Raw genomic sequence first — 14,252 nt, forward strand, 5'->3', positions numbered from 1 at the left:
TGGTTATAGTTTTAGTTTTAATGTTACTCCTATTTCGCTGATAATAGGGGTGTTGAAAAATTGAAGCCCTCTTGCAGATGTGTGATCAAATAGATTTCTAAAGGGTGATGCTCCATCATATTTATTATAGGTAAATAGATTTTTACCATATATTCCTACATCAAATTCTCTGATAAAATCGTGATCCCCTTTTCTTTTGATTTGATATGAAATATCAACTGATTTTAAGTTAATAAAGCTTCCATCTACGATTGCTTCTTCTGCGACACCTTCAAACCCGTATCTTGTAAATCTGTTTTCTGATATTGCATTTTCTGGGTTGGCAAAATCTATAATAGTCGTGTTAGGAGTACCCTGCGTAGTTACTCCATCAAAAACAAACCCTGTAATCGCCCGTTCATTGGCAGATTGTTCAGAAGTTCCGAGATAGTTAAGTACATTTTGAGTACCATTCCAAACATCGCCTCCTTTTTGATAATCGATCAAAAAATTAAGTCGTAACTTTCTGTAATAAAAAGAATTAGAAAATCCAATGGTAAAATCCGGTGTTGGATCTCCTATGATTTTGGATGTTGTAGCAACTAAAGGAAAACCTTGATCGTCAATAATCATATTATTCTCGCTATCTCTTGCATAGGCAGAGCCTACAATTACTCCTGCCGATTGACCAGGAATCAAATTTTTAGAAATTGTAGAAAAACCAGCAATAGGAATACGATCTTCATCACTATAAATTCGTTTTACCTCATTACGATACCAAGTAAAAACTAGACTCGGAGAATAAGTAAAGCCTCCATAATGATATGAAGATAGATGCAAAGAAGCTTCTAATCCATAATTATTAATATCAGCACTATTTTGAAGTTGAAATTGGCCTTCGCTCTCTACAGGAAAGACAACTTTTTCATCAGTGTGATGATAATACAAAATACTCAAATCGATATTCTTATTATGAAATAGTTCGAAACCAATTTGAGTACTTATAGAATAACTCTTTTTTTCTTCCAATTGTAAATCATCGCTCACAAATAAATCATCATTAGACACAAAACCTTGTATCTGTTGTGGCGTTATGTCCAGACTATTATGACTCTGATTGGCATAATACAAGGGAGTTTCATTGATTTCAAGAGCTGCACCTGCTGATATTTTAAGTCTATTGAGCCAATACATATCTAGAGCTTCTCTAAGATTAATATCAACTTGTAGATTAGGTAAAAACCATTTATCATTTTGTATTGATGATACATAAGAAGAGTTTGTAAAACTGATTTTGGTATTCCAGTCTATAATATTGTAAGCAAACATGTTAGAAAGACGTAGTGTATTTCTATTGATTGTCTTATTATTATTACTAATTGTCTCTGGAGCATCAAATGTAAGAGGAGTAAATCCTGTTTGTTCTTGTAAACTATATTTCAAATCTTTGTTTGTATAGTCTACTTTACTATTAAAATCTATTTCGGATTTCTTATATGTTTTAGTAAATGAAAATAATGCAGTAGCATTAAAAGTATTTGTATCAAATTCTTTATCACTAGCAAATCCATTAGTAAATCCAGCAGTATTGGGAATGACACCAAAACGTTCTGCTCTCGTAGTATAGGTATTACTAATATTGGTATTGAGCGTTACTACATCCGAAAATCGAAAAGTGTTTTGAACACCGGCAATAAGAGCATCTTGTGTTATTTGATTTCGGTTAAAATCTAATAACCAAAATGGATTATTAAAATTCTGTGAACTAAAACTACGCTGCAATCCATTTTCTAAAGCTACTCCTTGCCTATTCTCAAAGCTAACAGGTGTTGCCCAATTAGTAAGTAAAACCGTATTAAAAAAACCATTAAGATTTGGTTGATTGTCTTCTTGAGTAGTATACTTTAACGAAGCATCCCAAGTACTATTTTTTTCTGTATTAGAGAGGTTGTTATATCGTAATGCTACTTCATGAAATCGGTTATTTTCTTTATCAAAAATATCTCTAATTCTTTCGTCTTTATATTCTAAACCTAAATAATCTTTATCAGTAGCGACATTAAAAAATACTGTATTGATCGTTTTGAACGAAGTATCAAATATCTCATTATCATATGCAATAGAATTCGCTCCCGAACCAGAGCCGATAGGTATAAGTACACCATTTTGATCATATGGGGTATCAATAGCATTAAACTGTAAATTGCTTAATCTTGGACCGTAGGAAAAAAATACATTTGAATCTGGTCCAAAATAGGTGTTTTGACCTTCAAAAGGTTGTCCTTGAGCAAAATTTTGTTGAAGTTTTGGTAAATTACTTTGTTTCACAAATTGAACCCCTGTAGTAGTGTTCCACCCTACTTCGTAAAATATATCTGGTTCAAAATAGGTAAGTTGGACTTTATTTTTTTCTTTTTGTATTTCAATACTTTTAATCCTTTCATACTGTAAATATGAGGTGTTATTTCGGTATTTATATCTGCTATTTGAGATATCAGGGATATTAAAATTATTTGCCTTTTTATTTTTTAAGGTTATAGCTTCAATGTATTTGTCACTAATGATATGGCTTACTGCTTCTTGTTTGATTTTGATTTCTTTATTATCGTCATTAAACATGTCTGAAGTAATTACTACTTCTTTGGTATCCATTCCTATAAAACTAAATACAAGCACATCTCCTACATTACAATCAATACTATAATTACCATCAAAATCTGTTTGTGTTCCCGTATTTGTTCCCTTTATCACTACGTTTACTCCGGGAAGAGGCTCACCTTCTTCATCTTCTAATACCCCTTTTAGAGTACGTTCCTGAGAGAATATAGAAGTAGAAAAAAGCAATAAGAGTAATGTAACTATATAAAAATGAAAGAAATAGTTTTTCATAATTGTTTGGTTTAGTGCTTTTCAAAAATATTACCATTATTTAATTCTCAAAACTTAAAGTGAGTGAAGTTGTCTTTTGGGTGAGTAAAGTTGTTTTTGAATGATACCATAGAAATTCTCCTTATGTTCATATAACACAATATTATCTCATTAAATCTTAGTCAGATCTTTTCTTAAAATTTAATTAAATACTTCAATGCTACGCTTCATTTTTAGTTACTTTAAGCTTTTAGAAATAATCATCAATCAAAATCAAAACATTATGAAAAAAACCATTTTATCCATTGCGATAGCTTCATTTTTGATTTCGTGTACACAGAAAACAAAAGAATCAACACCTTTATCGCCCAAAGAACCTGGCCCAGTTAAATTAGTAGAGACCAATCTTATACAACCTGTTTATTTTGAAGGAGACTCAACATGGACAATAGAAGAACGTATGAAACACTATGGTGTTCCCGGTGTGAGTATTGCTGTTATAAAAGATTATAAAATTGACTGGATAAAAAGCTATGGTGTTATGGATAAAGATACTAAAGCTCCTGTTACTGATCAAACTCTTTTTCAAGCTGGATCAATTAGTAAACCTGTAGCAGCTTACGGAGCATTAGCACTTGTACAACAACAAAAAATAGATCCAGATACAGATATCAATACCTATCTAAAATCATGGAAACTACCTGATAATACATTTACTGAAAGTAAAAAAGTTACCTTAAAACACTTGGTTAGCCATACAGGAGGGTTGACAGTACACGGTTTTTTAGGATATAGTCCTGATCTTACTGTACCAACTTTGATACAGGTTCTAAATGGAACTCCTCCTGCTAATTCTGATGCAATTGTTGTTGATAAAATGCCAGGAGAAAGCTTTCGCTATTCTGGAGGAGGGTATACTGTAATGCAACAAATGATGATTGATATAGAAGATAAACCTTTTCCTGAGTTAATGAACAATCATGTTCTCCAACCATTGGCTATGAATAATAGTACATTTAATCAACCTTTATTAGATGAACAATTGCAAGCAGCTGCAACAGGCTATTTACCTGATGGTTCTATGACCAAAGGAAAGAGGCATACATATCCTGAGATGGCAGCCGCGGGGCTATGGACAACTGCAGAGGATTTGGCAAAATTTGCCACTAATTTGCAACAAACACTTAAGGGAACTAGTGAAAAAGTATTGTCTAAAGCGATGACAACGCAAATGCTTACTCCTTATATAGAAGATTTTGTAGGTCTTGGTATATTTCTAAATACATACAAAGATGAGATCTATTTTGGCCATGGTGGTTGGGATGAAGGGTTTTCTAGTGAACTCATAGCGCACAAAGACAAAGGATATGGTGTTGTAGTACTTACCAATTCTAATCACCCTAAATTTATCTCAGAACTTATTCGATCTGTTGCCTTGAGTTATCATTGGGATAGTTATGTTCCTTCATATAAAAAAATGGGATTAGATTCGACAAAACTTGCAGAAGTTATAGGTCGTTATCGTATCAATGGTAATAGAGTTGCTCAAATATCCAAAAAAGATAATCGACTTTATAAAAAATTAACTGGAGATGCATCTATAGAATTATTTCGAATATCAGATAGCACTTATATCAGTAGAGATCGAGAAAACCCAATTCAGTTTAAGGTAAATCCAGAAAATAATCAAATGAATCTATTATTATTGGATAGAAATGGAGAAAAGATTGTTGGTGCTTTTCCTAAAATTGGCGACGAAAAAAAATTACCAATCGAACTTGTAGAAGATGGAGATTTTGAAGCTGGACTCAATGCATATTCGACATTATTAAAAAATAATCCTAGAGACCTTACAGTTGCCGAGAATAGTCTAAATCGACTTGCTTATGAACTTGCTTTTAACTTAAACAAAATTCAAATGGCGCATGATGTTCTTAAAATCAATACAATTTTATATCCTAATAGCTTTAATGTATATGATAGTTATGGTGAAGTATGTATGCTAATGGAGAAATTTGATCTAGCTCTAGAAAACTATAAAAAATCATTGGAGCTTAATCCAGAAAATACTAATGCCATTAGTAAAATAAAAGAAATAGAGCAAAAAATAAAAGAACAAGTTTAAAAAACATTCACTAAATAAAGTTACTATGAAACATACTCAATTTTATTCATCATCAGTCATAATCATTATCATATGTTTATTTGCTTTTACTTCTTGCAAACAAGAAACCAAAAGTAATGATCAGAATAGTCAACCTGACGAAGAAAAAAAAGAAGAGACAGAAGAAAAAAGTGATTATACAGCATTAAAAAATGCACTTACTTTTTATGCTTCTTTTGATAATGATGTAGAAGCTAATTTTGCACTTGGCGACAAACAAATGTATACGGTTCCCTCTCGTAAGGCAAAAGACTCTGCAAAAGTAGGGTTACATAAACCAGATATTAGTATTGCTAAAGGAAAAGGGAAATATGGAGATGGCTTATTATTTACAGAAAGAAGCAAAGGAAATATTTATTACCCTAGTAAGGGAAATATCGCTTATAGTAAAGAAAATTGGAGCGGCGCTGTATCATTTTGGTTACAACTAGACCCTGGCACAGATCTCGAACCCGGATATTGTGATCCAATACAAATTACAGATGTTAGTTATAATGATGCTGCTATTTGGGTAGATTTTACCAAAGAAAACCCTAGAGATTTTAGATTAGGAGTTATTGGTGATCGAGAGGTATGGAATCCAAATCCAGAAGGCCCAGACAATGAAAACCCTATTTTTCTAGAAAAATTAAAACCTGTTGTAAAAACCCCTCCTTTTGGAAAAGAAGTATGGACACACATATTGATTAATTTCTCTGGCCTTAATACTCAAAATGGAGAAGCCTCGTTGTACATGAATGGAGAGTTAAAAGGAACTCGTACTAATATCACAACACCTTTTACATGGGACTTAGAAGCTTCTAATATTTATATAGGTCTTGGATATATAGGGTTAATGGATGAATTATCAATCTTTAGTAGAAAACTTACTGACGAAGAAATCAGTACCATTTATACACTACAAAATGGTGTGCAATCTATTTTATAATTGAAGTATATAGATGATTAAAAATGATATTTGTAATATCTTTGTATAGAAAAGAAAACATCTTAAAATAGTATATTATGCTAGGTTTAAAACTTCCTACTGACCCTAGATGGGTTAACATTGTAGAAAAAAATATAGAAGAAATCTTAACTGATCATGCGTTTTGTGAACAAAAGGCAGCCTCTACAGCAATTTCTCTTATTGTTAGCTTTCCTGAATATACAGAATTAGTAAAGGAAATGACGAAATTGGTAAAAGAAGAAATCAGCCATTTTAAAATGGTTCATGATAAAATTATAGAGAGAGGTTGGGTTCTTGGTCGAGACCGTAAAGATGAATATGTAAATAAGCTTCTTACATTTTTTCCCAAAGGAGGAAGTAGAACCACCCATTTAGTACATCGATTATTGTATGCTGCTCTTATTGAAGCTCGCAGCTGCGAACGTTTTAAGCTATTGTCTGAAGAACTTGAAGAAAAAGAGTTGGCTGATTTTTACAGAAGTCTCATGGTGAGTGAAGCAAATCATTATACTATGTTTTTGAATTTTGCAAGAAAATATGGGGAACGTGAAGAAGTAGATAAAAAGTGGCAAGATTTACTCGTTTTTGAAGCAGAAATCATGAAAGATCTAGGTAAAAAGGAAACAATACACGGATAATAGTCATATTATAAACCAAAAAAACCTGTTGCTACAACAGGTTTTTTTAGATTTATATCGTTAAGAGATTATAATTTATATCCAAAAGAGAGTTGAATATTTCTACTGTTTCCTTTAAAATCGCCTTCAACATCTTCATCATCAAACAAATTACTGAAACCAAAACCGTATCGGAGATCAGCAAAAAAGTTTTCTGTAATATTTACTCCTACTCCTGCCATACCAGAAAAATTAAAGGTATTAAAATCTACCTCTAGATCTGTATTGTCTTCCCATTCCCAAATTTTTAAACCAATTTGAGGTCCAATGTGAACGTTAAATACAGGAGTAAAATTATATTTTAAGAAAACAGGCGCTTGTAAAAAGTTAACTCTAAGTGTTTCATCTTCATTTCCTAATGAAGAAAACTGAAACTCTGGTTGAATACTCCATTTTTCTGATATTGGATATTCTGCAAGAAATCCTACAACCACTCCAAATCTACTATCTTCTAAATTCTCGGGGATATCATCTGAGCTAATAGAACTCAAATTCGCTCCTATACGAACTCCATAAGTATTCTCCTGGGCAAAAGAATTAAAAATTGTAAAAAGAATCAAAATAATGGCGTAGGGTAAGTTTTTTTCCATAGTGTTAAGTTAAATTGGTTATTTAACAAGTTTAACAATAAAAATTGAGTTATTAAAATTATTACTTAAATGATTTATTTTTCGACGGTTAAGAATTTTTATATAATGATCTGATAATCCCATCTGATAATCCTATTTTTGGAACATGTATTTCTTGCGCACCACTCCACTTCATTGCAGACAAATAGATACGAGACGCAGGAATAATAACATCTGCTCTGTCTTCATTAAGATTTAATTTCCATATTCTTTCTTCATATGTCATAGAGTTTAGTAATTCATAGTAAGAGCTTAGGTATAAGAACGATAATGGTTCTCCATTTTTCTTACCACTGGTCTTAAAAATATTATTGATATTTCCTCCTGATCCTATCAAAGAAATTCTATTGTAATCTTTTGTATTGTTCCTAATCCATTCTTCAACATCTTTCCAGATTATATCAGAAACCAGATTATTGAGTAATCGAACAGTCCCAAGTTTAAACGATTTTGAGGTGATTGTTTTTCCCTTATTAAAAACCGTAAATTCTGTGCTTCCACCCCCAACATCAACATAAAGATAAGTAGCTTCTTTTTTAATCAACTCATTCAAGTCAGTCATTGCAATTATAGCAGCTTCATCTTTACCGTCTATAATATCGATCTGTATTCCTGTTTTTTCTTTGATTAAATCTACGATCTGTTCTCCATTTTCGGCTTCTCTCATAGCAGAAGTAGCACAAGCCTTGTAACTTAATACTTTGTGTGTTTTCATTAACAACTCATACGCCTGCATAGTATCGATCATTCTAGCTATGTTTTCTTCTGAAATGATTTTAGTCTTAAAAACATCAGCTCCTAATCGGATAGGCACACGAACCAAGCTTGTTTTTTTGAACCTGGTTTCTTGCCCTTCTTCTTCATGTATTGTGCTAATTAATAAACGTATAGCATTAGAACCAATATCTATGGCTCCGAATTTTTTAATGGTCAACAAAATATTTAATTTCCTAGTTTTTGTAAATAATATTCATAGGTCGCTACTTGTGACCTAATTTTCTCTTTATCATTTCGAATGTAAGCATTATCTTGATTTTTAGAAAGACTTCTTGCTTTTACATTATCACTCCAGCAGATATCAAAAGTTTCTATAAGTTCCTGTTTGATATCTTCTTCATAAATAGGACAAGAAATTTCTACTCTTCTGTCAAGATTACGAGTCATCCAATCGGCAGAAGAGATATATACCTTTACATCTCCTCCATTTTCAAAAATATATAACCTCGGGTGTTCTAAAAATTTATCTATGATACTTATTGCTCTAATATTTTCACTCATACCTTGTATTCCCGGAATAAGAGAACATATCCCTCTTATGATCAAATCGATTTTAACCCCGGCTCTACTGGCTTCATAAAGTTTATCAATCATATCATAATCACTCAAACTATTCAGCTTTAATTTGATGCCAGAAGGCTTACCTTCTTTCTCATTTTGAATTTCGTTATCTATCAGCTTAATCAATTTTGATCTTGTATAATGTGGAGAAACTAATAGATGTTTATAACGGTTTACTTTGTAGTTTGTTTCAAAAAACTTAAATACCTTATTGGCATCCTTTAATATGGCTTCATTTGTGGTAAATAAAGTATAATCTGTATATATCTTGGCAGTAGATTCATTAAAATTACCCGTACTTATGAATCCATATCTTTTTAATTTGCCTTTTTCTTCTCTCTCAATCACACAAGTTTTGCAATGCACTTTTAGTCCCGGTACTCCAAAAATTAGGTTCACCCCTTCGCGTTGCATTTGTTCTGCATAGCGTATGTTTGCAGCTTCATCAAATCGTGCTTGTAATTCTATCTGGACTAATACATTTTTTCCATTTTTTGCTGCATTGATCAATGAGCTTGCTATATGCGATATATTGGCTAACCTATAAATTGTGATTTTAATACTCTTTACCTTAGGATCAATTGCAGCTTCTCTTAAAAATTTTACAGTATAAGAAAAAGTATGATAAGGTGTATATTGTATAAAATCTTTTTCTGCGATCTTGTTTAGAAGACTACCTTGTAGTGATAAGCCAGGTATCGTAAGTGGTTTTATTGATTGATATACCAAATCCTCGGTCCCTAAATCCGGAAAATTCATATAATCTCTACGGTTATGATAACGCCCACCGGGGATAATACTATCTGTATTATCAACATCCATTTTTTCCATTAAAAAAGTTAATGTGTCTTTCTCAATAGTCTTGTCATATACAAATCGAACCGGTTCTCCATCTCTTCGAGATTTAACACTACTGGATATTTTTTGAATGAAGCTTTTGCTCAAATCATTATCAAAATCTAATTGTGAATCTCTGGTTATTTTGATCATATGAGCAGAAGCACTTGTATATTCAAAAATACTGAAATTGATGTGCATACAGTATCGAATAAGATCATCAAGAATAATGATATATTTTTTTCCATCTTTTTCAGGAAGTACTACAAACCTTTCTGTATTCTTGGGGATTTCGATTAAGGCATATATTTTTTCTTTGGTAGTTTGTTGTAATATTTTAGAAATCCTTCCTTCTTTAGGGATTTTATCTTTTAATACAAGTTTTACTGCCAGATACGCTACGCTATCTTTTAGGTGAGGAAATTGATCGAGGTCATTTAAAATATAAGTCACTAATGCAGGACTCACTTTGGTTACAAAATAGTTACGGATAAAAGCATCTTGATCTTCGGTTACCTGTTTTTCATCGATAATAAAAATATTATGCTCTTTTAGCTTTTCTGTTATTACATTGATCGTTTTGAGACTTTCTGCCTGTTGACGAATAACAATTTTGGTGATTTTTTCTAGCAATTCACTAGCAGTCATACCTTTTAATACGTTCTTACCGTCTTTTCCTGCCAGATCTATTCGTTTTATTGTAGCATATCGTACTTTGAAAAACTCGTCTAAATTGTTTGAAAATATCCCTATAAACCTTAATCGTTCCAAAAGTGGAACACTACTATCCGCAGCTTCTTGTAATACTCTTGCATTAAATTGTAACCAACTGAGTTCTCTATTTATATATTGGTTTTCTATATGTTCTGTCATTATTTTAGCAGTTTAGGATATAATTTTAATACAGTTTTACCTTCTTTAATATTTTTCCATGATGTTACAGGAAACTCAATCCCTATAACTCCTGCCGTAGGAAGATTATCTATATATGTATCACCGTACAAATTGGCAATAGAAGTAAAAGCATGATTATGTCCAAAAATCAGAAGAGTATTAATATCATCACTGCAATTTTTTATCACTTTTGTCACGTCATTACCGCTAAAATCATAAAGTAGAGGCTCTATTTTAAATATCTCTGCCGGGATATCTAAATAGCTAAGTATTATTTTTGCTGTACTATGTGCTCTTTCGGCCGGACTACATAAAATTTTATCTATTGGTTTTAATAGTGCAGTAAGTTTTTCTCCTATTAGAGCAGCGTCATTTAAGCCTCTTTTATTTAGAGGTCTTTTTTCATCAGATACGTCAAATTCCCAGGATGATTTTGCATGTCTAATAATATATAATGTTTTCATGATTTAATACTATTCTGGTAAAAACACAGTTATTTTATACAAGTTTAAGAATTAGCTTTTACAAATCTTAGTTTACGGGCAAAAAAAGATTGTTTGTTTTTAAACAGGCTAAAATCCCTGTCAAGATTGTAGATGAATTGATGAAAATGCTAAAATTAACCTTCAAATCACGATATGTTCTTAAAAGTATGATAATGAACATGGTAAGTTTGTGGACTTGGTCGGAAAAAAGAGTGTTTATATCGAAAATGATTGTTTTTTGTATAAGAATTAGATGTTAAAATTTAAATTTACTCATGATTTTCCCCAAATAAAAATGTTTTCCCCCTAGAAAATAGATATGGATAATATCAAAAAATGTTTAGAGTTCGGGATTAAAAAGACAGATAACGTGGAAAAAGAATTTACTTACAAAAAGAACCTACTTCACCTAAAAACCATTAGTTTATTTTTGATTTTCTTTTGGGCTGCTGATTATTCTTATGGTCAAGTAGAAGTACCTCTTGAAAAAAGAAAAGAACTAACACTGAAAGGAGACTTTAAGTTTGTTTCTAATACCATTTTAGGAAAAGTTAGTAATGATGATGGTTCGGGTGTATTTGATCCTAACAAAAGTTATAATGATGGAGGATTGAACAACCAATTCAAAATGGGTTTCATTGATATAGATAATGATCCATCTACCTTTAATTCTAGTAGTGCTGATCTAATTATTGATTCTAATTGTAATTCTATCAAACATGTTGGATTGTATTGGACAGCTGCTTACGCTGATGAAGATCGTAAACACGATATAACTTCTATAAAAATTAAATATCCCGGTCAAAAGTCCTATTCTAATATCACAGGAGCTCAGGTAATTCATGATTATTATAATGATGAGAAATCTTTATTTCATCAATACTCATGTTATAAGGATATTACACAAGAAGTATTAAATCTGGATAATCCACTTGGTACTTATACTGTTGCGAACATCCCTGCAACTACAACAGAAGTAAATGATGATGCTACTTTAGGAAATGGCCTTGCCGGAGGATGGACAATGGTAGTTATTTACCAAGATGACAAAAAACCTCGTAAACGATTCTATGTTTATGATGGTTTTGTAAATATTGATTCTAAAGCCAAACCTGTTGCTTTTTCTTTTGATAACTTTCAGACTATACCCAACGGAGCTGTACATGGCAAAATAGGTGTTATTGCTTATGAGGGTGACAAAGGTATTAGAGGAGATCGTTTTCAAGTAATGTCAAATGAAACGAATCGATATAAAAGTCTTGCTGATGGAACAAACCCCATGAATAATTTCTTTAATGCTAACATTACAGAAAATGGAAAAAATGTTAGAACCCGAGTTCCTGCAAGTCAAAACACATTGGGGTATGATGCAGATTTATTTGATATCAAAAATATAAGAAACAGTATTATCGGCAACAACCAAACTGAAGCAAAATTCAGACTTCTTACCGATAATGATGGATACTCTGTAATGGCTGTAGCATTTAGCGTAGAGATATATGAACCTGCTATTCATATTCTTAAGCGATCAAAACATACGGCTAATAATAATTATATCCGTCCGGAAGATATTATATCTCCAAAACAAGAGATTACTTACAAACTTACTGTTTATAATGATGGTAATGATGATGCAAAGAATACGGTTATCAAGGATATATTACCTAAAAATGTAACGTTTGTAAAAGAATCATTGGTATTACCAACGAAAAAAATTAAGACAAAATTCGACAAAGAATCAAGAACCTTAAGTTTCTATGTACCTAACAAAATGGTGAAAACAGACAGTGAACCTTTTGAAATTACATATAATGTAATGGTTGATACAGGTTGCGAGTCTATTACATCTATTGATGATATACTGATTGTAGATCAGCCTGTCACTGCTGAATTTAATGGCACATTGAATGAAACTGTAAAATATTCTGAAGGATATAATCACATTAATTCTTGTAATGTTCCTGATTACTATCAATTCAAGCTTGCTATTGATATTAGTGAATTAAATTGTCCTAATGCTAGTAGATTTGCTTTTCTTCCAAAGCAATTATCAAATAGACGTTTGGCTACTTTAAATCCAAATGAAAGAGATCAATCAAACAAAGAGAATAACACTCACAGTGGAGGAGTTACTCCAGAAGATATTGTTCCTAATAAGCCCTCTCCTACTTCGATAACCAAATCAGAGGTTAAACTTAGTAGAACGATTAATGACTTAATTAATCTTAATGAGATTTATTTTGATTTTGATAAGTGGGATATTACTAATAAAGCAGAATTAGAATTGAATAGGGTTGTAAAAATTATGAATGAAGACTATCCTGATATGATCATCAAAATTGAAACGCATTCAGATAGTAGAGGTGGTGATAATTATAACCTTGATTTATCGCAAAAAAGAGCAGAATCAATTTACAACTATTTGATAAGTAAAAACATTTCTAAAAATAGAATTTTATCGTATGAAGGTTTTGGAGAAAGCAGACCTGTAAATGATTGTAAAGATGGTATCGATTGTTCTGAAGAACAATATAAAAAGAATAGAAGATCTAGCTTTGTAATTATGTAAGATACTGTTTTCTAATTAAAAGATATAGTGATAACCTTATAAAGTAATTTATAAGGTTATTTTTTGATTAAGGAGCAAGTCTGTCTATTTTCCAGGTAGTATCTTTTTGGGTATATCTAATTCTATCATGAAGTCTGTTTGCCCTACCTTGCCAGAACTCAAACTCAACAGGAATTACATTATATCCTCCCCATGAATCCGGTTTAGGAATGTCCTGGTTTTTGTATTTTTCTTCTAAAAATGATAATTTTTCTTCTAAAGTATCTCTAGAATCAATTATTTCGCTTTGAGAAGAAGCAAATGCTCCTAGTTGACTGCCTCTTGGCCTTGATCTAAAATATAGCAAACTCTTTTCTTCTTCTATTTTTATTGCAGTACCCTTTATAATTACTTGTCTTTCTAGATTAGGCCAGAAAAAAGAAAGACAGATCTTATTATCGGCAGATATTGCTTTACCTTTTTCAGAGTTATAATTTGAATAAAATATAAAACCATTTTCATCAAAATGCTTTAACAAGACAATTCTGGCTTTAGGAAAACCATCTATTCCTTTGGTTGTTATTGTCATTGCATTAGTCTCTTCTACTCCACCATATTTTTCTACTTCTTCAAACCATTCAGAAAAAAGTTGAAAAGGCGAATCAGAGATGTCATCCTCATGTAACACTCCTTTTTCATATGATTTTCTATATCCGGTAAGATCTCTATTCATAATGCTTTATCTAAGATTTTTGGATATAAAGTTAAGCTATTTTATTGGTCTATTACTACAATTTTCTCTGTACTTTATACACAAAAAAAATTACCTTTAATTAAAAAGGTAATTCTCAGTTTTATAAACTTATTAACCTAAAATATTTACA

10 protein-coding genes are annotated in these 14,252 nt (G+C 31.5%); 4 read left to right on the plus strand and 6 right to left on the minus strand.

The genetic code is table 11. The features are described 5' to 3' along the window. Positions 1–3: 3 nt before the first annotated feature. A complete protein-coding gene (locus FHK87_RS01325) occupies positions 4–2,868 on the minus strand; it encodes a carboxypeptidase-like regulatory domain-containing protein (protein WP_140588867.1) in 2,865 nt (954 codons plus the stop codon). A 262-nt stretch (positions 2,869–3,130) separates the two neighbouring features. On the opposite strand from FHK87_RS01325, the gene FHK87_RS01330 reads away from it, so the two are divergent. From FHK87_RS01330 to miaE, 3 genes are all read left to right on the plus strand, one after another. Then, entirely contained in the window at positions 3,131–4,972 is a 1,842-nt protein-coding gene (locus FHK87_RS01330) for a serine hydrolase (RefSeq protein ID WP_226293972.1), read from the plus strand. A gap of 25 nt (positions 4,973–4,997) precedes the next feature. After that, positions 4,998–5,939, plus strand: coding sequence for a LamG-like jellyroll fold domain-containing protein (locus FHK87_RS01335; protein ID WP_140588872.1), 942 nt, complete (start codon positions 4,998–5,000; stop codon positions 5,937–5,939). A 77-nt stretch (positions 5,940–6,016) separates the two neighbouring features. Continuing rightward, positions 6,017–6,598 (plus strand): tRNA-(ms[2]io[6]A)-hydroxylase, encoded by a 582-nt coding sequence (miaE, locus tag FHK87_RS01340; protein WP_140588874.1) that lies wholly within the window; start codon positions 6,017–6,019, stop codon positions 6,596–6,598. Positions 6,599–6,666: 68 nt separating this feature from the next. Here miaE and FHK87_RS01345 read toward each other — a convergent pair whose 3' ends face one another. The 4 genes from FHK87_RS01345 to FHK87_RS01360 form a co-directional block, all read right to left on the minus strand. Beyond that, complete coding sequence (locus tag FHK87_RS01345; RefSeq protein ID WP_140588875.1) at positions 6,667–7,227, minus strand: porin family protein; 561 nt, start codon at positions 7,225–7,227, stop codon at positions 6,667–6,669. Between the two features lie 88 nt (positions 7,228–7,315). After that, positions 7,316–8,203 carry a Ppx/GppA phosphatase family protein gene (locus FHK87_RS01350; protein ID WP_140588876.1) on the minus strand — a complete coding sequence of 296 codons (888 nt, stop codon included), beginning with the start codon at positions 8,201–8,203 and terminating at the stop codon, positions 7,316–7,318. 5 nt (positions 8,204–8,208) lie between these two features. Further along, the gene (gene ppk1, locus FHK87_RS01355; protein WP_140588877.1) at positions 8,209–10,314 is read right to left on the minus strand and encodes a polyphosphate kinase 1; all 2,106 of its coding nucleotides are present in this window, start codon (positions 10,312–10,314) and stop codon (positions 8,209–8,211) included. After that, positions 10,314–10,799, minus strand: coding sequence for a SixA phosphatase family protein (locus FHK87_RS01360; protein ID WP_140588878.1), 486 nt, complete (start codon positions 10,797–10,799; stop codon positions 10,314–10,316). The genes ppk1 and FHK87_RS01360 overlap by 1 nt, the downstream gene beginning before the upstream one ends. 340 nt (positions 10,800–11,139) lie before the next feature. Between FHK87_RS01360 and FHK87_RS01365 the strand changes: the two genes are divergently transcribed. After that, positions 11,140–13,389: an OmpA family protein gene (locus FHK87_RS01365; RefSeq protein ID WP_140588879.1), complete on the plus strand. Its 2,250-nt coding sequence runs from the start codon at positions 11,140–11,142 to the stop codon at positions 13,387–13,389. A 67-nt stretch (positions 13,390–13,456) separates the two neighbouring features. On the opposite strand, the gene pdxH is transcribed toward FHK87_RS01365, so the two are convergent. Continuing rightward, positions 13,457–14,101 (minus strand): pyridoxamine 5'-phosphate oxidase, encoded by a 645-nt coding sequence (pdxH, locus tag FHK87_RS01370; protein WP_140588882.1) that lies wholly within the window; start codon positions 14,099–14,101, stop codon positions 13,457–13,459. Between the last annotated feature and the right edge of the window lie 151 nt (positions 14,102–14,252).

Source organism: Aquimarina algicola, from assembly GCF_006443095.1.
In the GTDB taxonomy this organism is placed as follows: Bacteria; Bacteroidota; Bacteroidia; order Flavobacteriales; family Flavobacteriaceae; genus Aquimarina; species Aquimarina algicola.

What these genes read in the sequence shown, in the direction of transcription:
- FHK87_RS01330 (WP_226293972.1), top strand. Translation starts at nt 3,131, where the DNA reads ATGAAAAAAACCATTTTATCCATTGCGATAGCTTCATTTTTGATTTCG.
- FHK87_RS01335 (WP_140588872.1), top strand. Translation starts at nt 4,998, where the DNA reads ATGAAACATACTCAATTTTATTCATCATCAGTCATAATCATTATCATA.
- miaE (WP_140588874.1), top strand. Translation starts at nt 6,017, where the DNA reads ATGCTAGGTTTAAAACTTCCTACTGACCCTAGATGGGTTAACATTGTA.
- FHK87_RS01360 (WP_140588878.1), bottom strand. Translation starts at nt 10,799, where the DNA reads ATGAAAACATTATATATTATTAGACATGCAAAATCATCCTGGGAATTT.
- FHK87_RS01345 (WP_140588875.1), bottom strand. Translation starts at nt 7,227, where the DNA reads ATGGAAAAAAACTTACCCTACGCCATTATTTTGATTCTTTTTACAATT.
- FHK87_RS01325 (WP_140588867.1), bottom strand. Translation starts at nt 2,868, where the DNA reads ATGAAAAACTATTTCTTTCATTTTTATATAGTTACATTACTCTTATTG.
- pdxH (WP_140588882.1), bottom strand. Translation starts at nt 14,101, where the DNA reads ATGAATAGAGATCTTACCGGATATAGAAAATCATATGAAAAAGGAGTG.
- FHK87_RS01365 (WP_140588879.1), top strand. Translation starts at nt 11,140, where the DNA reads ATGGATAATATCAAAAAATGTTTAGAGTTCGGGATTAAAAAGACAGAT.
- ppk1 (WP_140588877.1), bottom strand. Translation starts at nt 10,314, where the DNA reads ATGACAGAACATATAGAAAACCAATATATAAATAGAGAACTCAGTTGG.